This window comes from Flavobacterium sp. CLA17 (assembly GCF_013112255.2).
GTDB classification, from domain to species: Bacteria; Bacteroidota; Bacteroidia; order Flavobacteriales; family Flavobacteriaceae; genus Flavobacterium; species Flavobacterium circumlabens.
In genome coordinates this window covers 2,206,322-2,228,836 of the sequence record NZ_CP068294.1, presented here as the reverse complement: position 1 = coordinate 2,228,836, position 22,515 = coordinate 2,206,322, and the positions used below count along the sequence as shown (strand labels likewise).

The window sequence follows — 22,515 nt, the reverse complement described above, 5'->3', positions numbered from 1 at the left end:
ATTTCCATTCACTATAAATATGAAACATTTATTAGCCTTTTTATTTTCAGTACTTGCCCTGCATCAGGCACATTCCCAAACTATTAATGGTAAAATCATTGATCGCAATACAAAAGAAGCTGTCGCTGGAGCCCACATACAATTGCTGAATTCGGATAAAGAAACTACCACAAACCAGGACGGAAATTTTAGTCTGGAAGGTGAAGGAATTCTTCAGATCAGTTTTGCGGGTTACAAAACGCAGCAAATGACAGCGACGAATGCATTTCTTACGATCGAATTAGAAACTACGCTGAACGAATTGCAGACGGTAGAAATTGTAGGCCGTTCCGTCAAAAAATACAACAGTGATTATTCTTTTGCAGCAACAAAAACAGCATCGCTCAACAAGGATATTCCACAATCTATTTCGACCGTAACCAAAGAATTAATTGCCGACAAAGGTGCTTTTTATCTTGCTGATGCGGTAAAAATGGCCAGTGGCGTAATTCCGGCCAGTTATTACAATCAATACACCATTCGCGGCATCAGCCAGAATGAGGAAGGACAAATTATCAACGGAATGAGAACCCGTCAATATTATTTCCTGCAGCCTATAACGAGCAATATTGAACGCGTTGAAGTAATCAAAGGCCCTTCGAGTGCTACTTTCTCTTCTGTTGATCCCGGCGGAAGTATCAATCTGGTGACCAAAAAACCTCTCACAGTTGACCGAAAAGAGGTGAGTTTAAGCGTTGGAAGTTTCAGCACTTTACGAGGAACCCTAGATTTTACGGGGCCTTTAAACGAATCCAAAACACTTTTATACCGCGTTAACGGAGCTTATCAGGAAGCAAAATCGTTTCGGGATCTGGTGGGCAATAAATCATTTTTGATCTCGCCTTCCTTCAGTTATATTCCGAATGAAAAAACAGCTATCAATACCGAATTAATACTGAGTAATATGACGGGAGTCTTGGATCGCGGCCAGCCGATTTTTGGCGCGGTTGCCAGTGTGACAAACCTAAATCAGACGCCGATTAGTTTAAATTTAGGTGCTTCAGGTGATTTTTTCAAATCAAAAGAAATGATCCTGACCACCAATTTTGCACATAAATTTACGTCTAAAATTGGTTTTAATGCCGCCTACATGAAGCAGACGTGGACAGAAGACCTTCAGGAACACAGAACGACAAATGGTTTTGCGGTGGACATTAACAACAAACCCGTGACCAGTCTGGCCATGATGCAGTTTGTACAGCGTCAGCAATATTGGGATGTTGACAATCTTAGTGCTTATTTCAACTTTGATTTCAAAACCGGGAAACTCCATCATAAATTGTTAACCGGATACGATTTAAGCAGCTGGAATAAAAACAAAGGCGGTGCACAAAATGCGGCAAGGGGTTATTTATTAAAGAACGGAACCGTTGCCCCTTCGTTTGTTTTGGCGAATGCCGATCAATATCAGACTATAACGATCAACGGTGTTGTTTTACCAAAACCCAATGTCAGTTTTTTTGATCTGAACAATCCATCGTATGCGATGAGAAGCCCGGAAGATTACATTCTCAATGTCAGGACTGCCCTGCCTTCGGCGCTGACTACTACAAATGCGGTGTATATTCAGGATCAGATGCAGTGGGAAAAATTCACCTTTTTATTAGGTTTACGAAACGAATGGTTTGAAGACATTACCAATTACGAAACCACCAACGAACTAACCGTTAAAAAAACGGCTTTACTGCCCCGTGTTGGTGTGACCTATGCGGTTAATACTGCCATTAATGTGTATTCAACTTATCTGGAAGGGTATCAGCCTCAATCCAATACCGTTACTTTAATGCCTCAGACCGGAAGTTTACCTGCCGGAAGTCAGTTTGATCCTTTGGAAAGCAATCTGAAAGAACTCGGACTGAAAGCTACTTTTCTGAACAACACGATGAGTTTTAATGCTGCTGTTTATGAAATCAATCAGCGTAATATTTTGATGAATGCCAACGATCCCGTAAATCCTGATTTATTAGTGACCAGAGGAGCGGAACGCAGCCGCGGTTTCGAATGTGATCTGGCGGGTTACCTGACGCCTGACTGGCAGATCAATGCGTCTTACAGTTATATTGATGCGAAAATTACCAACGACCGTGATCTTTCCCTGATTGGTGCCAGAAAACAGAATACGCCAAAAAACAGTGCCAATTTATGGACGCGTTACAATTTTGCTGCTGATTCTGCTTTGAAAGATTTAGGAATTGGTTTTGGAATGCAGTACCAAAGCAGTAAAATTCCCTGGTTTACCCGCGATTTCATACTACCGGATTTTACCGTTTTTGATGCTGCTTTGTACTATAAACCCAACATCAGTAACATGCAGATTGCTTTGAATGCAGGCAATTTACTGAATAAAACCTATTGGTTAGGCGCTCAGAATTATTTGAGGTTATTTCCCGGTGCGCCCCGAAATTTCAGCCTTACCGTAACTTATAAATTTTAAACTGTATGAAGTCCTTTCACGTCGAAATTTTAATCGCCAAACATTTTAAAAAATCAGTTTTTCAGAATAAGGCTGTTTTTATCATCACCCTTTTTATTGGTATTTTATTGCTTTACGCCGCTTTTTCAGGCTGGGAAAATTATACCCGTCAAAATGAAACCAGCGAAAAATACCAACACGAATCCAGAAAAGACTGGCTGAATAATCCGGATAAAAATCCGCACAGAATGGCACATTACGGAAACTTTGCCTTTAGAAAAAGTACTTCGTTGAGTGTTTTCGAATTTGGAATGGAACCCTTTTTCGGAAACGCCATATTCCTCGAAGCTCATAAACAAAACACAGCCAATTTCTCTGAAGCCGGATTTTCTAACAGTATGCTTCGTTTTGGGGAAATAAGTATTGCGATGATTGTACAGGTCTTATTGCCCTTATTGATTTTCTTCTTAGGTTTTAATGCGGTCGCAACCGAAAGGGAAAACGGAACCTTAAAACTGCTTTTAAGTCAGGGAATCAGCTGGAAACAACTGCTGACAGGCAAAATACTGGGAGTCGCTTCTGTGATTATGCTGCTTTTTGTTCCGACAATCATTATTCTGGTTTTGATTTGGATCCTACTGCAGCACTTTAGTATTTCGCCCGATGAAACGCTGAAATTGCTCTTGTTCATCCTCTTTCATTTTGTTTATTTGCTATTCTTCTGCGCCATTGCCGTTTTAGTTTCTGCTGCCAGTACAACTTCCAAAAAAGCATTGATTTCCCTGATCGGAATCTGGCTGGTCTGTACCATCATTTTGCCGAGAACGACACAGGCAGTAGGTGCTTATTTGTATCAGGCACCCTCGAAAATACAATTCAACAGCGACATTGAAAAGGACATTCTCAAACAGGGAGACAGCCATAATCCGAATGATTTGCATTATAAGGCGATTAAGGATTCCTTGCTAAGGGCTTACAAAGTCGATTCTGTTCAGCAGCTTCCGTTCAACTATTCCGGTTTTATAATGACGGAAGGCGAAAAAATAAGTTCGCGCATTTACAACAAACAACTCAAAGCACTTTTGAAAATTTACGACAAACAAAACCGTTTTTCGAAAGCAGTTTCTTTTATCAATCCGTATATCGCGATGAAAAACATATCGATGGGGTTATCGAATACGGACTATGATTCTTATATCGATTTTCAGAAACAAGCCGAAGCATATCGCTACAACATGGCTCAGAAAATGAATGGTCTGCAAATCAAATTCATCAGTAATAAGAAGCCCGGAGCAACAGACAAACCGCTTACCATCGATAAAGAACACTGGGCAGAGGTAGCCGAATTTCATTATGAACCAAAAGGCATCCGGGCTGTTTTAAAAAGCGAAATCAGCTCTGTTATTTCCATTATGCTCTGGATCAGCCTGCTCTTTATTTTAATCCGCATAGCCGCTAAAAAACTAAAAGCTATTTAATATGTTAGTATTACTCTTTAAAAATTTCATACGCTCTAAGGGAACCAAAATTGGTCTGCTTTTCCTGTTACTAATTGGATTCCTGAGTCTTCTGATCGGAAAACAATTTCAGGAGAAACAGCAGCAGTCGATCACCGAAACCACGCTTTACCAACAGGAACATATTGCCCGGAATGCAGCTTTCCATAAAGATGAAATGGGTCTGTTGCTCTATTACATCAAGTTTTCCCTGGTCAATAAAACGGTTCCGGTTAACAGTCTGGCGATTGGTCAGCGTGATGTCAATCCGTCGGTTCAGAGCGTGACGATTCGCGGTCTGGAAGCACAGCAATACGATGCCGAACTCAATAATCCGAATAATTTATTATCCGGAAATATCGATTTCAGTTTTGTGCTGGTGTATCTTTTTCCGCTTTTAATTATCGCTTTTACGTACAATATCATCTCAGAAGAAAAAGAAAGCGGCACCTGGAAAATTGTGGCTACCCAAAGTCAGAATACTTTTTTATACATCCTGAAATTATTTTATATCCGTATTTTAAGTTTAATCGCCCTTCTCACAATTGTACTTTTTGCAGCAGTTTTATTTTTGAATATTCCGATCGACAAATCTTTTTTAGTTTTTTGTGGCGTGGGAATTTTGTACCTCCTTTTTTGGTTCGCTGTTTGTTTTTATGTCGTTTCACTGCAAAAGAATTCTAATTTTAATGCGGTTCTTTTATTAACCATCTGGCTGTTTCTGATTATCGTTTTACCGGCCACGGTAAATACATACATCGTCAACCAATATCCGGTTCCGGAAGCTTTGGAATTGACGCTGAAACAAAGAAATGCCTACCATGAAAAATGGGACATGGATAAAAAAATAACGATGGATAAATTCTACAGTCATTATCCGCAATTTAAAAATTATCCTTTACCGGAAGCCGAATTCAGCTGGCTTTGGTATTACGCGATGCAACAGGCCGGTGACGATGATTCGTCCGTACAATCAAAAGAATTGCAGAGTAAACTGAAGCAACGAAATGAAGCCAGCGCTTTTATCGCACTCTTTGTTCCGACTTTGCACACGCAGCTGCAACTGAATGAAATCGCTAAATCTGATTTAGAAAATCAGCTTTTGTTTCTAAAGGCGACCCGACAATTTCATGAAAAACTACGCTTGTATTTTTACCCTAAAATATTTGATAATGAAGCGGTAAGTCAGCAAAAATGGGGTCAGTTTAAGGTGGAAACTTTTGAAGATACATCAGCTATACCGCTTTCGAAAGCATTTTTACCCTTATTCCTGTTCAACTTATTCTTTATAGTTTTAGGTTGGAGGAATTTTAGGAACCATAAATTACAGACTTTTTGATCAAAAGGCCCAATCTTAAACGGTTGGGCTATTTTTTTGCGCTTATCCTGACTATTTTTTTTGAATTAAATCTTTATTTGAGTTTTATTTAGAATTAATATAAATAATATTTTATATTTGCCGCATTCCAGGCAAATCCAAATAAGTAATACGATAAATTATTTATATTGTTCCCAAAGTAATCCGTTTAAATGAATCATAACCACCGTTTAGAATCTGATATTTTTGAGTCTTTTAAAAAAGGAGATCAGATTGCGTTTACGTATTTCTATGACAAATACTTCAAAAGGATTCAGTCTTTTAGTGTACAGTTTATTTATGATCCGGACGAAGCCGAAAACCTGGCTCAGGAAGCTTTTCTGCATTTGTGGCAAAACAGGGAAAGCGTAGACTCGATCAACGGAATACAGTCTTTTTTGTATACCTACTCCAAATCAAAATGTCTGAACCTTATTCGGCACAATAAAGTCAAAGACAAATTCAAAAACGATCTGCTGAATCAGAAAGAAAAAGAACTCAACATCGAGGTCTTAAATTCAATTGAATTTGACACTTTGCAACTGACCGAATTAGAGCGCATCATCAACGAATCGATCAACGATCTTCCGCCAAAAACCCGTGAAGTTTTCATCAAAAAGCGATTTGAAAATAAAAAAAATGCAGAAATCGCCGAAGAAATGCAGGTAACTTTAAAAGCAGTGGAAGCCCATATGACAAAGGCTTTGAAGATCTTAAAGACTAAACTATCCGATTATTTATTTCTGCTTTTTATTCTTATTTGTAATAATTAAAAATAAAAGGTAGGGTTTTTTATTCCTGAGGTGTACTTACTGAAACGCGCAGTTTAAAAACTCAATATGACAGCTGAAATAATTTATAAATACCTATCCAATGAAGCCTCCGAAAAAGAAGTTCAGGCTCTTTTTGAATGGATTGCTGCTTCGGAAGAAAATAAGGAACATTTTATCCGTTTAAAAAAGACGTGGGTGCTGAGCGGAATCTCAGAAAATCTTCCAACTGATTCTTCGGTAATTCAGATGAAACCGAAAAATAGAGCTCTCACCTATTTCAAATATGCCGCGGTTGTTACTGTTCTTTTGGGTTTGGGAAAAATGGCTTTTATGCTTGCGGATAAAAAGCAATCTTCCAAAGAAATTATTCTTGAATTAGCCGACGGAAGTTCAGAATACATTTCGAAAAACAATCAGACAACTTTGGTAAATGATCAGGGCGATCTGATTGCCAAAAAATTTCCCAACGAAATCATTTATTACGGAAAAGTTCAGGATCAAAAAGTGGTTTACAATACCCTGAAGGTTCCGTATGGCAAAAGATTTAAAATCACTTTGTCTGACGGAAGCATTGTGAGCTTAAATTCCGGAACTACTTTTCGGTATCCGGAGCAATTTGGCCGTAACGGAAATAGAAATGTCTATTTAGTCGGAGAAGCTTTTTTTGAAGTAGCCAAAGACCAACAACATCCTTTTATTGTAAACGCCAATCAGGCTGTTATTGAAGTTCTGGGAACCAAATTCAATGTGAGTGCGTATCCGGAAAACCCAACGGTCAACAGTACTTTGATCGAAGGAAGCATTCAGCTGTATGAAGCTGAAAACAAATCGAATCTGGTTTTACTAAAGCCAAATCAGATGGCGACCTGGCAAAACAATTCGAAAAAAATTACAACAAAAGAAGTCGATCCGGCGTTTTATGCAGCCTGGACCAAAGGAGAACTTGCTTTTAAAGATACCCCGTTTTCTACCATTGCTAAAATAATTCAACGCACGTACGACGTTGCAATTATCAATGAAAATGCTGATTTAGCCAAAGAGCATTTTACGGGTACTATTAAAGTGAGCGAGTCGAGCGTGGAGAATATTTTAGAGCTTATCAAACGGGATACGCCCTTTAATTATTCGATTGAAAAAAATACTATTACCATTACCAATATCCCCTAAAACATGACATTTAAACTCCCCCATTTAAGAAAAATGCTGTTTTTCTTAGCCTTTCTTATATCCGGTTTTAAAGGTTTTTCTCAAAATAAATCAATCACATTGCATCTGGAAAACCAGCCTGTAAGCCTGATTATTAAAGCGATTGAAGAACAAACCGATTTCAGGATCATTTACAACGCCCGAAAAATTGATGTGGATCAGAAAGCTACCATTCATGCCGATAATGCTTCTTTGGAAAGCATTTTAACGCAATTATTCAACGGGAAAAACATCTCTTTTTACATTCAGAAAAAACAGGTTTTATTGACGAGTATTGCGGCTCCTGCTGCGAATACTCCGGAATCAGAGCGTTATATCAAAGGAACGGTTATCAGTGCGAAAGACAAACTGCCGCTTCCCGGTGCTTCTGTTTTAGTGAAAGGAACCGGAAAAGGTGCCGTAACCGATTTTAACGGAAATTTCCTGTACTTGCTAAAAGTGAATAACATACAAGATCTGGTGCTGGAAATTAAGTTTTTAGGAATGGAAACCCTGGTACAAAAAGTAGGCAGTAAATCTGATTTTACGTTTTATATGCAGGAATCCGCAGATGAATTGAATCCGGTAGTCATTACTTCTTCTTATGGGACGAAACAATTAAAAGAAGAAATTGTGGGAAGTATTTCGACCTTAAACGCGAAAGACATTGCGGTAACGCAGGCTTCTGAAAGTATTGACAAAATGGTGGCGGGTCAGATTCCCGGAGTTCTGGTCGAAAACACTTCCGGAGTGGGCGGTCCGGTTAAGATTAATATCCGCGGACAGGGAACTTTAAAGTCTTTGTCGAATGCGAAAACCGGAACTTCCACACAGCCCATATTTATCGTGGACGGCGTGGTTATGAGTGAAGAATTTGGTATTGACAGCAGTTTCTTTGACGGAAACGGAGATTCCGCTGAAGACTTTAATAATCCGCTGATGAAAATAGCGCCGGAAAACATTGAGAGTTTTACCGTGCTGAAAGATGCCGCAGCGGTTGGCCTTTACGGTGCTGATGGTGCCAACGGTGTGATTCTGATTACGACGAAAAAAGGAAAAAAAGGAAAGGCGCAATTTGGTTTTTCGAATCAGTCCGGTATTTCGTCAGCCATGAATCAGATCCAATATTTAAACGGGGAACAGTATACTGAAATTAGAAATGAATTTTTAAAAAATACCACTACAGGTTATGTACCGGTGGCTTACAACGGCGTAAATACAGACTGGTTTAAATTGCTGAACAGAACCGGGGTGTATAACAAATATAACTTTGATGTCTCGGGCGCTACTACAAAATTCAATTATCGGGCAAATATCAGCCATACCAAAATCGATGAACCTCAATTTGGCAATACCTCGAGGCAATACAATGCCGGGATTAATTTAGGGTATAATCAGGATAAATGGAGTGTGAATGTCATGCTGAATCCAAGTTATACGAAGAAAGATGCCCCAAATATTTATTACAATTTTGCTTATCTGCCTACTTTATCGCCTTATAATGCCGATGGCACTTTTTCTAAAACAGGTGTAACGGGATTTGCCGGAGGAAATCCATTGGCTGCCATTGCCCAGAACAAAAATGAAACGGAAACCTATGGCATTTTAGGGAGTATCAATTTAGGATATCAGCTTAGTAAAGCCATAAAATTTTCTACTCTTTTCGGAATTGATTATACCGATAAAACCCAGGACCGGTATTTCTCCGGAGAAAATGAAAGCGGCCAGTCGAACGGAAGTTTTACTTTAGGCGGCACTACCTATCCCAACTGGGGACGCCGTCTTCTGAACCAAAGAAACGGAACCAAATGGAACTGGCAGGGACAGGTTTTATTTGATAAACAATTCAATGAAAACCATGCTATTGATGGTGTCGCAGGTTTTGAACTTTCAGAAGATAAGACGAATTTTGATTATGCTTCGGCTTCCGGATTTCTAAATCCAAATCACATTAATAACATCGGAGACGCTATCATGGACGATAACCCTCTGACTCCTTTAGACGAGACTTACAGCAAACAAATCTACCGAAGCGATATCAGTTATAATGCGAAGGTTTCGTTGTTCGCACAGGTCAATTACAATTATAAAAAACGCTACTACCTTTTGGCCAACTTAAGACGTGATGAAAGTTCTGTTTTCGGAGATGATACGAATGTTGCCAACAATGGCGGCGCAGGTATCAGCTGGATTACGAGCAATGAAAATTTCCTGTCGTCTAATTCCTGGATCGATTTATTAAAATTTAAGGCAAGTTACGGCACTACCGGAAATTCAAGAATTGGTTCTTACCGCTCTAAAGGATTATACAATATTGATACTTCAGGCTACAACGGCGGTACTGACGCCATAACCAGCGATGCCCCAAATGGTAATCTGAGCTGGGAAAAGAATACCAAATTCAATACAGGAATTGATTTCAATATATTCAATCGCGTAGAATTATCGCTTGAATATTACTACAATGCGCTAAGTGATCTGATTACCACGAGGGATATCCCGACCGAAAATGGCCATAGTTCGATTCAGTTGAATGCGGCAAGTATGTACAACAAAGGTTTTGAATTCGCTACCCGAATAAAATGGATCAAAAGCAACCGTTTTAAATGGACGACTTCTTTTAATATTTCTACTGTAGAAAATAAAGTAACCGAATTAAAAGGTCTGGGAAGCGATTACTCATCAAGTAATATAGCCCTGGCGCAGAAAGTGGGTTACAGCACCACTACCTATTGGGGAATCAACTGGGTGGGTATTGATCCCGCCACCGGAAGAGATCTGGTAGAAAAAAACGGGAAAATATATGATACCCGGACGTACAATAGTTTGTATACGGTAGCAGACCTGGTTCCTATAGGAGACAGCCAGCCGGATGCTTACGGTGGTTTTAATAACAGTTTTACGATCAATAACAAGCTTACCTTATCCATACGGGGCGCTTTTCAGATTGGTGGTGATTTCTTAGTGCAGGATGATCTTGTCGATAAATATTCGAATACGCTTAACCGAAATCTTTCGGTAAATGCTAGTGATCACTGGAGAAATCCCGGCGATATCGTTTCGCAGCCGGCAGTCACCACAAACCCCATTACGCCTAATTTAAGTAAATATATTTACGATGCTACTTTTTTAAAAATAAGCAACATCAACCTGAGTTACAATGTTCCGCTTAAAAATAACATCTTAAAAGGACTTTCTGTTTTTGCAGATGCTTCGAATGTATTTTACTGGTACAAAGAGAAAAGCCCTAAAGGCACGAACGGAATACGAGAGTTTAATTATACTTATCCACAGGCCAGAACCATTTCCTGTGGCGTAAATGCTAAATTTTAAAACAATGAAATACTTCAAATACCTAACCATTGCCGTTTTGCTTTGTACTTTACAAAGCTGCAGCGATTTTCTGGAGCAGGAACCGGGTACAAAAACCTCTATAGACGAACAATTGCAAAACAAACAAGGTGTTTTAATGGCCTTGCGCGGTGTTTACAGTGAGCTGGAAGCCAATGTAAGAAACGAACGATTTGCCGTTTATGCCGATTTACAAGGCGGAAACATCAAATTTACGCCAACTGTTTCCGGAAGCAGCAGAGGAGAAATCAGTGCGCCTTCTTTTATCAAAAAAGTGTATTCTTTTGAAGACGATTCGGATGAAAGCGATTTCAAAAGCTTTTATGATGGAAGTTACGACATTATCAATCAGGCGAATTTAATTTTGGAATACACGCCCAACTTAGCAGATGCAACGGATGCCGAAAAAAATCAGATCAAAGCCGAAGCACTGACCATAAAAGCTTATGTGCATTTCCTTTTATCACAAATCTACGCTCAAAATTACGGGTATACGCCGGATGCGGCTCATCCGGGAATTATTTACAGTACACAATCCATTAAATCCGGAATACAATATCCGGCAAGGGAAACAGCAGCCAATACCTATTCGTTAATCGTAAATGATCTTAAAACGGCTTTAAATAATTACGGTGACCGTTCGCTTTCATCAGGTCCCACCTATTCTTATTTTAATAAAAATAGCGCAAAAGCATTGCTTGCCCGGGTATATTTATACCAAAAGGACTGGCAGAATGCTTATGATACCGCCAATGATGTCATTACCAATTCAGGGGTCGCCCTAATGAGTTCTGCCGATTATATCGCACAATGGGAACAAAAAGACCTTCCGGTTTCTGAAACTTTATTGGATTTTACACTACCTAAAGATGCTGAAGGAGCGGTTAGTACCTCCATGTCCAATTATTTTGGGTATACCTCCGCCACGGTTTATGGCGATTTTGTAGCCTCTCAGGATTTGACTGATCTCTACGAATCCGGAGACATCAGAAAGCAATTGTTTCTTGAAAAGCCGCTTTTTACTTTGGTCAACGGAGTTCTGGTCAATGTGAATTATAATTTTACCAAAAAATTTCAGGACAATGCCGGTTATGTCGCTTTCCGATTGAGTGAATTGTATTTGACTCGTGCCGAAGCAGCCTTAGAAACCGAAAAACCGGAATTGGCAATGGCCGACATCAATACCATACGAGCGCGTGCCAATGCCGCTTTATTAACCACAACAAACAATCTTAAGGAAAATATTCTTTTGGAAAGAAGAAAAGAACTTTGTTTTGAAGGTCAGTTGTTTTTTGACTTAGCCCGAAATCAAAAAGGAATCTCCAGAAACGACGGCTGTATTTCGACCAATTGCAGTTTGGCTTATCCTTCGCTTAAATACGTATTACCGATTCCAAAATTCAATATTAACCTTAACCCTAACCTGAAACAAAATGACTCGTATTAAGATATTCTCCCTATTGCTTACCGCAACGCTGTTTATTTCTTGTTCCAAAGACGATTATAAGTTGGGTGCTGAAAATATTGATCCGTTTGTACGGTTTAATTTCCTTCTGAAAAGCGACAATACACCACTCGAATATCCTACAGTAAACAACAATTTGCTGCCTGTATCGAGTTATGAAAATAAATCGGTTAAAACCGTAAAAGTTCCGGTTACACTAAGTGCTTCCCCCTTAAAAAATGCGGTAAAAGTAAATTTCAGTTCTTCGACTACCGGAGATAGTGAAAGCTATAGTCTAAATCCCGCAAGTGAACTGTTGTTTCAGGGAAATAAATTAACCGATACGATTTATGTTTCCTTTGATAAAAGATGGACCACGAACCAAAGTATTACCTTAAAATTAGAAAATGCTTCAGATCCGGAAATCCATATTGGAAATTTAAATACAGAGGCCAGAAATGATACGTTTAAAGTTGATCTTGGTGCTATTGCAACTAATTACACCTTTCCGGTCAATTATATTACTCTTAAAGGCGAAGCCGGAGAAACTGTTGATTTTGACGTTAATTTCCCAAACGGATTTATTCCTTCAGAAATTGAAAGTGCGTCTATTTTCAAATTCCTGAACGGTTTTGATTATACGTTGACGCATGATGCTTTTGGCACTAACCGAAGTACGGTGACCTATCACCTGACACTTCTGGAAGACATTCAGAATGCTGATGTCCGATACGAAACCAAATTGACCTTAACGAATATTCCGAACTATACGGCCACCGGAAATACGGTGCTGCAACTGGTAAAACCAATCAAATCTCCGAGGGATGTTCAGGCAAATCCCGCTTCCAGATTTTATGATTTATCCAATCAGTTTTATTTGACGTATGGCGAGCACTGGTTTGATAAAAGCGGTACTTGTGCCTGGCAGACCTTTAATGCTTTTACGTTTCCGGTTGTGGTGACAAAAGACGACGAAAATGCCATTTTGTACAGTGATAAAGGAACGACAAACCCAAATGATGATGTCTACCACGATGCTTTCAAAATAGGCTTTAATGTCGTTACAGGATCTAATACCACAAATTCGTTTGGTCTAAAAAGATTTTTCTCGAACGAAAGTACCGGTGCCGCAAATTCTCCCGGATTTAATATTACCTCCGCTTTGGAATTTTTTCCGGAGAACGGAAACAGTACCACGCAGGGAAAAGTGCTGGTTATCCCGCAATATATCACCATTGCCGGAACCAACAAAAACAGTTACAGCATCGAAATTTCCGGAGCGGGAACTTATAAGGAAATCAGCAGCGGTTTATTCGAAATTTCTTTTGAATTGAAATTGACCAATGACCAGTTGTTTGGCGGAACTGTAGCCACGCAATACCGAATATACAATAATAAAACGTATCCGAAAATAAGTCCGATAGGCGATAATTGCCCTAAGGAAGTAGCTTTATAATACTATGAAATTAAAGAAAATATTATTGCCCCTGCTGTTCGTTTTATTAAGTCTGACTGCCTACCAGAGTATCGATCAGCCCCGATATATCGATATTCAGGAATTGAGGAAACTTTATTCAAGTGGAGATCCTTCGTTATGGCCGGCAGCGGACTTACATAAAAGTATTGATAAAAAAACATTCCGGGATATCGGAATGCTTCCTGCTGTTCCTTATCCGGACTACAATCCGTATTCGAAAGAAAAGGAAAGCCTGGGTAAAACCCTTTTTTTTGATCCGCGCTTATCGGTGAGCGGACAAATTGCCTGTGCATCCTGCCATAATCCCGAATTGGGCTGGACCGATAATTTAACCCGTTCTTTTGGTCATGACCGACAAACCGGAAAACGAAACTCCATGACGATTCTGAATTCGGCTTATGCCAAAACCTTATTTTGGGACGGACGTGCTTCGAGCCTCGAAGATCAGGCGCAATTTCCGATTGGAGATCCTTTGGAAATGAATGAAAAAACGACTCTTGCTGTCGATAAAATAGCCCAAATCAAAGGGTACAATTCTCTTTTTGAAGCTGCCTTTGGAGACAAAAAAGTGTCGCTGCAAAGAATTCAATATGCGATTGCGACTTTCGAAAGATCAATCAACAGTCCGAAAAGTAAATTTGATCAGTTTATCATTGGCAAATCAGAGGTGTATACTGATTCCCAGGTAAAAGGGCTGCATTTGTTTAGAACGAAAGCGCAATGCATCAATTGCCACAATACCCCCTATTTCAGCGACAATCAGTTTCACAATGACGGTCAGACTTTATTCGGAACCAAAAATGAAGATTTCGGACGTTACAATGTGACGAAAGATAAAGCGGATATCGGGAAATTCAGAACGCCCACACTTCGCGAAGCAGTAAATACAAAACCCTGGATGCATCACGGACATTTTCCATCCTTACTGGATGTGGTGGAGTTGTACAATCTGGGAAATCCCTCGCCTGTCCAGAAGAAATACCTGGGAACAGAACGTGATTCCTTACTTCCAAAAGCAGATCCTATGCTTAAAAAATTAGATTTAAGCAAAGAAGAAATTACAGATCTCCTCGCGTTTATAGAAACCTTGAGTACGCCGACCAGAAGAATTATTTATCCGGCAATGCCTCAGTAAATTATAATGAAAGCCTGTTCCTTTTGAAACAGGTTTTTTCTTTTAGTAAGACCGTAGCCTTTTTTTCATACGAATTGGCTATGCTGCCATCGAAGTATAAAATAGCGAACTGTTTTAAATACTTTTATCGTTTTTTAAATTTGTGTGTAACGAAAAGAAGCATTCTTCTAAATTTAAAAATTACGATTATGAAATTAGAACACATTCAGATTCAAACCAGCAATATTGAGAGCACTACAGCATTTTACAGCCATACTTTAGGGCTTTCAATACTAGAGCATAATAAGGAATCCGTTAGTTTTCAGGCCGGAAATTCTATTTTACAATTCACTGAAAACCCAAAATTTGACTCCATTTATCATTTCGCTTTTAATATTCCGGAAAACAAACTGGATGAAGCCATTGCATGGTGTACAAACAAAGTGGCTTTAATTCGTATTGAAGATCAAAATGTAATAGCCCATTTTGAAAACTGGAACGCCAATGCCGTTTATTTCTACGACAACAATGGAAATTTATTAGAGTTTATTGCCAGACACGATCTTCATAATTCCCAAACCGGAAAATTCAGTTCCAAATCAATTCTGAATATCAGTGAAATTGGAATCGTCACTAAAAATCCATTGGAATTGGGGAATCAACTCAGACAAGAACATAGATTGGAGTTCTTTAACAAAAATGATAACAGTGAACTTTTTGCTGCAGTTGGAGACGATGAAGGCTTGTTGATTATGGTACCACCCAATCGAAACTGGTATCCGACCCAAACTCCTTCTGAAAGCAATGCAACTGCAATTACTATCAAAAATAACGGAACTTTCGTTGAACTGCAATTTTAGCATTTCATCAGAGTATAAAACAAAGAAAGGCTGCCGTAAATGGCAGCCTTTCTGTTTCTGAAAAAACTTATTTCTTTATAAAACGTTTCACCGTTCTTTTGCCGTCCTGATCAAGAACAATCAGATAAATTCCGGTTTTCAGGCCCGAAACGTTCAGGCTGTTGTCACTGCTTTTTTGTACAGCTACCAAACTTCCCGTTTGGGAATCGATAACACTAATATTCCCTCCCGTTACAGTGGTTGTAAAAAACAATACATCTGTAGCCGGATTTGGATATACATTCAGGGCAACCGTTTCTGGTGCTTCGGCAGCAATTGCAGATGAAGCAGGGGCTCCCGCTCCGATTTTTGTAATTCTGATCCAGTTGATATTCATTCCCGTGTTCTGAATGTAAATACCGAAATTATAAGTTCCTGCATTTACATTTACCGTTTGGGTTACCGTTTGCCAGTTTTGCCAGCCTCCGGTATTTGGTACATCTACATTTCCTAACAAAATTGTCCCGCCATTCAGGTCAGCAGATAATCTACCTCCTGCTACACCGCTTGCTACTCTGTATTCTATTAGATAAGAACCCGTGGTTGGAAAATTAATGTTGTTATAGGCAATCCAGTCCCCTGTTTCGGTATACCCCACATTGGAACCTCCTCCGGCATCTGTGGTGGCTTCCACCTGAATGCCGCTCATAGCCGAATAATCTTCTGCCTGAATCAGCGTTGACGTTTGTGCCGTTGTTGTTGCAATCAGTTTCCATTGCCCGCACGTCTGATTGTTATTGTCCCATTGCTGTACGTTGGCACCATTTGCCGTGCTCGCATTGGTAACCTCAACCATTTTTCCGCTGTGACGCGCGATAATTTTATAAAATCCATCTCCTGTAGCCACCAGAATAAACTGTTGGTTTGTTGTTCCGTTGTACGGGTATTGCTCTACATTGGCGCCATTGGCTTTACTGAAATTATTGACATCCAACGACTGCCCACTGTGATTGGCAATGATTTTATACAATCCGTCACCGAGGTGCGTAAACGTAAATTTCTGATTGTTACCGGTATTGGCAGTTCCCTGCGCTATATTGGCTCCATTCGACAAACTGGCACCCCAGACATCCATGTTTAAATTACTGTTTCTGTTTTGCAGAAAGAAGGTTTGGTTTCCTAAACTTGTCGTTCCGTTTGCCAGAATTCGAATCGAAGTTACTTTATCATTCCACGTGGCATTCAGACAGGAATTATCTGAATTGATTACGGTTGAAGCACCTGTAAAATTATCATCCTGATACAAGATAGCCTGAAATCCCTGCGTAATTCTAAGGGAAGAAATATCGTCATTTAAAACGCCTAAAGTATTCAAACGCGCCATATTGTAATCTCCGATGGTCAGTCCGCCCGAAAATCCGGTATAATTACAATCTTTATAAACTGTAATCACATCTGTTGAAGAAGCGATATTTCCTCCGGGAGGAATCGTACCTGTAATCGAATAACTACCGATAGAACCATAAGCCGAATAGCCGCCATAACCGGCATTTCCGGCTCCGTTACCATCAACACCAATAAAATATTTACCGGCTGGTAAGTTTACATTCATAGACGCATTCAAAGCAAAAGGATCGGAATTCCAATACGTTCCCATCTCCGCTCCGGCTGCATTGTATAGTCTCATTAAAAGATGCAGATTTCCGTCTCTTCCAACTGTATTGGCATTAATCGAAACATTTCCTCCTCCGGTTGTAAACGTAAAGAAATCATAATCGGCTTCACTCGAAATAACACCATTTTTTTGATTAATGGCACCGCTTCCGTTATAATCTAAATTTGCTGCAGAACCCGTAGTATTTCCGTAATCATCGCCGCGGTATCCTACACCAAACTTGGCACTTGCAATAGTGGCCACATCATCCTGAGTATTGTTGGCATAATTGTATTCTCCTTTGCTCCATTGTACCACAGGTCTGTAATAGCCTGCGCCCATAATTGGTGCCCACGAAGTTCCGTCGATTCCAAGAAAATAGCCTTCCGACGGATTGGTACGTCCGTCATGACCTAAGTCAAAAGTATGGCCAACTTCATGCGCTGAGGCATCTCCACCCGATTTACCCGAGGTAATAAATACCCAGCATGGTACATCATTGTCCCAGTTAAAGGAGCCAATATAAGCAACGCCTCCCGCCCCCGGGGCCGCAGTATTGGTTGGAGTTACCACCACGCGCATTCTTCTGTTTCTTGGATAGGAATTAAAAACTGCTTCACTTGTTGTTACATTTACGCTGAACGGTCTGTAATCTTCTGAAACAACTTCCCAATGTTGCTGCACATCTGCATCGCTCATTCCTGATGGCGCTGCATTGATCGGATTTCCATTATTCCAAAGATTTCCGGCCGGCATGTTATAACCATCAAAATCCAGCATGACACAGCCTGCTGCTCCCGGTAAACTTTGTAAATTCAGTAAAGCCGGTGCAATTGCCGCAGCAGCCGCTTTGCTGGTTTTCTTTCCTGTATTTTCAGGAACGTTTTTATAGTCAATACAAATCAGCTTATTGATGTCAACTTTTTCAACATACGCATTTCCCTGAGCATCCGAATAGTATTTATACGCTTCTTTGGACTTCTTAAAAATGATATGCCCTTCCAGCGATTTGTCCATTACCTTCAGATAAAAAGAAGATTCTGCCACATTTTTAATTTCTCCGATCAAAAACTCGCTGGAAGATTTCGACTCTTTAAAATTGATTTTTCCATTGAAGTTTTTGGAATTGGAAACCTGAAGTAAAACTGTTTTTTCGGTACTTTTTGAGGTAGCGGAATTTACCAGTTCTTTTTTTAAATTGTTTAGAAATGTTTTACTCGAACCTAAAGAAGTCTGTGCAATTGCAAAAGTGCTAAAAGCAAGAAATAAGAGTAAACTTAACTGAAATCTGTACTTGTTTTTCATATAATATTTGAGGTTTGGGGTTACTATTAATATGTTGCACGTTTTTTTTAAACGTATAGAAACATAGGATTTTGAAAAAATGTGTTAAATGTTTTTCTCACGCGGATTTGGCAGATTGAGCAGATTTTTCATTCTTATTTTTGTCATCCTGATGGAGGAAGAATGCTACTATAAACTCCTCAAAGAAATAGGCAAACTTTGTCGAAATGACAAATTAAACTCAATCACAACAATGAAAAATCTGCTCAATCTGCCCAATCTGCGAGAAATAAAAAATCTTTTACATCCTTTATCCCGATGGCTACCGGGAGTGGCTAATAAAAAGTACTATTCCTTCTTGATTAATGAAGAAATAGCACTTTTATAAAAACTTATTTTTTAATAAAACGTCTTACCGTTTTGACTCCGTCTTTTTCTATTAAAATCAGATAGATTCCGCTTTTTAAACGTGTCACATCAATGCTGTTTCCATTGCCTTTTTGTGATACTACCGTAGCACCATCCTGAGAATTGATAATACTCAGGTTTGCTTCGGAAACATCAGTAGTAAAGAAAAGTTCGTTGTCTGTCGGACTTGGATAAACGGTCAGACTTTCAATCTTATCTGCAGAAGCCGATTTTGCCGCTAAAGTTGCGCCTGATTTTGTAATTCGGATCCAATTCAGATTCACACCTGAACTTTGAATGTATATTCCGAAATTATAGGTTCCGGCATTGACATTTACGGTCTGACTTACCGTTTGCCAGTTTTGCCAGCCCCCGGTATTCGGAATAGTAACAGCGCCTAACTGAATTGTTCCTGCACTTAAATCAGAAGAAATGACTGCTCCGCTGACACCACTTGCAACTCTGTACTCAATCAGATAAGAACCGGATGTTGGAAAATTAATCGCACTATACGACATCCAATCACCGGTATCGGCATAACCCACATTTAATCCGCCACCGGTATCTGTGGTTGCTTCGGTCTGAATTCCGCTCATGCTGGCATAACTCTCCGCTTCAATCAATACGGAAGAAGAATTTATGATCGCCCTAACTCGTACAGAAGTAGCAACATCATTAAAACTATTTGCGACCAAACACGTATTATCTGAAGTAATTGCAGCAGAAGAACCAGAAAAATTATCATTGGCATAAAGCACTACTTCATAACCATTTTGCACTTTAAGCGAAGAAATATCATTATCTGAAATTCCTTTGGCCTGAAGGTTCGCTAAAGTATAGTTGCCAGCTGGTAAACTCACCGCATATCCGCCATAATTACAATCTTTATACACAGTAGCAACACCGGTTTGCGGAGTATCATAAAATGTTTGTCCGGCCAGATTTCTTCTTTTTAATCCTTGTGCTTTATAATTGGTAACCAAAGTATTAATCTGGGTCAGATCTAATGCTGTATTCTTATAATATAAAACCCAATCTGTCATGAAAGTATTCTCTCTGTTACCAGTGCCTGTACCTAATACATTATTCCAAATCCAATTGGCGAATGCCACCTGCATCGTACTTCTCGGATACACCGGGAGACCTGCCTGCGTTTCATTATCCGTAACAGAATGAGTTGCAATAAGTGTGTTATCCATATAATACCTGATATTCACACCATCTGTGCAGGTAGCAATAAAAGTATGCCACCCGGCTAATGATTTTTGCTGGGTGGAATAGGTTTTCCAGGGCTTCCACGGATTTGCAATATATTTGTGATAGGAAGTTGTATATCCCACTCTGTTGTCCGGAGAAACTCCCCATTTATCAGCAGCCATATACTCTATGATATCCATTTCACTATATTTTGAACCATCCTGAGCAAGACTCGAACTTACAATGGTAAAAAAGGTCTGTATGTTGGCATCTTTAGTTGTAAATGATTCATCTGACAAATAGACTCTTGATGCATAAGTTCCTTCAAAATATTCATAGGAACTTTCGATTCGCGAGTGTGTTACAGCTTTTGACTGACCATTAACAGTTGTTTTCAATGTCATCAACTTATTCGTTGCATCATTCGGGTCTGTAATAAAAGCTACATTATTTCTGTTGTAGGTGGCTCCTTCCGGTGGTCCGCTTACTCCATTAACAATTTGCCATTTGTTAAATGATGCCAATTGCGGATCATTATTGCCTGAATAATTAAAATCATCAAACATGATCACCTGGGCATGGCCACTTAAGCCAAATAAAATAAAGGCCAACAAGAGTAGTTTTGAATGAATTAAAACTATTAGATATTTCTTCATGACACTTTATTTCTTAATAAAACGTCTTACCGTTTTAATTCCGTCTTTTTCTACTAAAATCAGATAGATTCCGCTTTTTAAACCCGCAACATCAACACTGTTGTTCGTGGCTTTTTGCTGTGAAATCGTAGCACCTTCCTGAGAATTTATAATACTCACATTGGCTCCGGAAACTTCTGTACTAAAGAAAAGCGTTTCTTCTGTCGGATTCGGATAAATAGTCAGACCAGCAATATCAGTCGATTTTGCCATTTCTGCTGAACCTGTTTTTGCTGCTAAAGTTGAACCAGATTTTGTGATTCGGAACCAATTCAGATTCACACCTGAACTTTGAATGTATATTCCGAAATTATAAGTTCCGGCATTTACATTTACGGTTTGGGTTACCGTTTGCCAGTTTTGCCATCCTCCGGTATTCGGTACATTTACGGCACCAAGCTGAATCGTTCCTGCACTTAAATCAGAAGAGATTCTGGCTCCCGAAACAGCACTTGCCACTCGATACTCAATTACATAAGAACCCGAAGTTGGAAAATTAACATTGTAATACGCCATCCAGTCGCCTGTATCGGCGTAACCTACATTTAAGCCTCCGCCTGTATCTGTGGTAGCTTCCGTCTGAACACCACTCATAGAAGAGTAACTTTCTGCCTGAATTAAAGTACCGCCTCCTACTGGTGGCTGACCTCCTGTAATGACCTGATTGACGGCTGTTAATAATGATTTTGAGCCCACAGCATCCTGAGATAATTCCCAAATCATAACTCCACCGGCATTCTGAATCGCGAATGTTGTTTTTGCTTTTATGGTTGGAATTCCGTTGTAATAAATCGTATTTCCTACCTGATCCTGATTTTCTGAACCCGGATATTGGGCTATGATATTAGCATAAGAAATTCCCTGATTGGCTGAAGCTCCAAAACCATATCCGTAAAAAGGAAGACCTATTATGGCTTTGCTTGCTGGTAAACCTCTTCCTGTCCAGTAATTAAACTGGTTCACGGCCATACTGTATGGTGAATGCTGTCCCGGATTTCCAGGTGCCCATGGGCCTGTTGCATCATACGCCATGATATTGATCCAGTCGTAAGCGGCAAAAGTAGATGCAGGTACATTGGCACCGCCATATCCTTCAGAAAGTGCGGCTGTAATTTGTTTTCCGCCTGCATGTAGCTTGTTGGCCAGGGCAATTACGAAACCTCCGTAATCTCCATTAATAGCAGGACCCTCTAAATCTACATCGACACCATCAAAATTATGGGCAATGACATAATCGTAGATTTTCTGGATGAAAGCTGTTCTGTTTCCAGGGGTAATCAGATTGAAATAATTGTCACGAATAGCACCTCCTTCAGAAATAGAACCGCCGCCCAGGGAAACAAAAACTTTTACGTTTTGCGCATGTGCCGCATTGATAATGCTGTTACTTCCTGAATTGAAAGTTAAATAGCCGTTGGCATCGGGATTTTCGAACGCAATATTAATGTGCGTTAATTTACTGTACTGGATAGTACTCGAAAATGAATTCAGGTCAACCCAGTTTGGAACATAAGCGATTACTTTTTTTTGGGCAACTGATACATTAAAAATACCCAGAACGAAAATCAGGATCCATTTCAGCTGGATCGCTTTGTAATTGTTTTTCATAATAATTTTTTAATAGATTAATATTTATAAATTTTGGGGGAGAATTTAAAAAACCTCAAACAAATCAATTATAAATTCCAATTTTCTAAAATTCCAAATTCCAACCTGTTACTTTCTTTAGAAGCCAGGTAATTCAAAATCTGAATTTCAAAATTTGTAATCGATTTGTTCACGGCTTTAA

13 protein-coding genes are annotated in these 22,515 nt (G+C 39.5%); 10 read left to right on the top strand and 3 right to left on the bottom strand.

Translation table 11 applies throughout. From position 1 onward, the window contains the following. Positions 1 to 19: 19 nt before the first annotated feature. The 10 genes from HAV12_RS09530 to HAV12_RS09485 all read left to right on the top strand — a co-directional run bounded on the left by HAV12_RS09530 (position 20) and on the right by HAV12_RS09485 (position 15,509). The gene (locus HAV12_RS09530) at positions 20 to 2,473 is read left to right on the top strand and encodes a TonB-dependent receptor (RefSeq protein ID WP_171569436.1); all 2,454 of its coding nucleotides are present in this window, start codon (positions 20 to 22) and stop codon (positions 2,471 to 2,473) included. 5 nt (positions 2,474 to 2,478) lie between these two features. After that, positions 2,479 to 3,930 (top strand): DUF3526 domain-containing protein, encoded by a 1,452-nt coding sequence (locus HAV12_RS09525; RefSeq protein ID WP_171569435.1) that lies wholly within the window; start codon positions 2,479 to 2,481, stop codon positions 3,928 to 3,930. Between the two features lies 1 nt (position 3,931). Continuing rightward, positions 3,932 to 5,287 (top strand): DUF3526 domain-containing protein, encoded by a 1,356-nt coding sequence (locus HAV12_RS09520; protein WP_171569434.1) that lies wholly within the window; start codon positions 3,932 to 3,934, stop codon positions 5,285 to 5,287. Between the two features lie 191 nt (positions 5,288 to 5,478). Next, a complete protein-coding gene (locus HAV12_RS09515) occupies positions 5,479 to 6,078 on the top strand; it encodes an RNA polymerase sigma-70 factor (protein ID WP_171569433.1) in 600 nt (199 codons plus the stop codon). A gap of 66 nt (positions 6,079 to 6,144) precedes the next feature. After that, the gene (locus HAV12_RS09510) at positions 6,145 to 7,245 is read left to right on the top strand and encodes a FecR family protein (RefSeq protein WP_171569432.1); all 1,101 of its coding nucleotides are present in this window, start codon (positions 6,145 to 6,147) and stop codon (positions 7,243 to 7,245) included. 3 nt (positions 7,246 to 7,248) lie between these two features. After that, positions 7,249 to 10,596, top strand: coding sequence for a SusC/RagA family TonB-linked outer membrane protein (locus HAV12_RS09505; protein WP_171569431.1), 3,348 nt, complete (start codon positions 7,249 to 7,251; stop codon positions 10,594 to 10,596). A 4-nt stretch (positions 10,597 to 10,600) separates the two neighbouring features. Beyond that, the gene (locus tag HAV12_RS09500; RefSeq protein ID WP_240345259.1) at positions 10,601 to 12,061 is read left to right on the top strand and encodes a RagB/SusD family nutrient uptake outer membrane protein; all 1,461 of its coding nucleotides are present in this window, start codon (positions 10,601 to 10,603) and stop codon (positions 12,059 to 12,061) included. Continuing rightward, positions 12,048 to 13,514 carry a hypothetical protein gene (locus HAV12_RS09495; RefSeq protein ID WP_171569429.1) on the top strand — a complete coding sequence of 489 codons (1,467 nt, stop codon included), beginning with the start codon at positions 12,048 to 12,050 and terminating at the stop codon, positions 13,512 to 13,514. Before HAV12_RS09500 ends, HAV12_RS09495 begins: the two co-directional genes overlap by 14 nt. A 4-nt stretch (positions 13,515 to 13,518) precedes the next feature. Beyond that, complete coding sequence (locus HAV12_RS09490) at positions 13,519 to 14,670, top strand: cytochrome-c peroxidase (protein ID WP_171569428.1); 1,152 nt, start codon at positions 13,519 to 13,521, stop codon at positions 14,668 to 14,670. 188 nt (positions 14,671 to 14,858) lie between these two features. Further along, complete coding sequence (locus tag HAV12_RS09485; protein WP_171569427.1) at positions 14,859 to 15,509, top strand: VOC family protein; 651 nt, start codon at positions 14,859 to 14,861, stop codon at positions 15,507 to 15,509. Between the two features lie 67 nt (positions 15,510 to 15,576). On the opposite strand, the gene HAV12_RS09480 is transcribed toward HAV12_RS09485, so the two are convergent. The 3 genes from HAV12_RS09480 to HAV12_RS09470 form a co-directional block, all read right to left on the bottom strand. Beyond that, on the bottom strand, positions 15,577 to 18,447 hold the full coding sequence (locus HAV12_RS09480; protein ID WP_240345258.1) for an RICIN domain-containing protein: 2,871 nt from the start codon (positions 18,445 to 18,447) through the stop codon (positions 15,577 to 15,579). Between the two features lie 371 nt (positions 18,448 to 18,818). Beyond that, a complete protein-coding gene (locus tag HAV12_RS09475; RefSeq protein WP_240345257.1) occupies positions 18,819 to 20,687 on the bottom strand; it encodes a carbohydrate-binding protein in 1,869 nt (622 codons plus the stop codon). Between the two features lie 6 nt (positions 20,688 to 20,693). Further along, a complete protein-coding gene (locus HAV12_RS09470) occupies positions 20,694 to 22,334 on the bottom strand; it encodes a glycosyl hydrolase family 18 protein (RefSeq protein WP_171569426.1) in 1,641 nt (546 codons plus the stop codon). Positions 22,335 to 22,515: the final 181 nt, after the last annotated feature.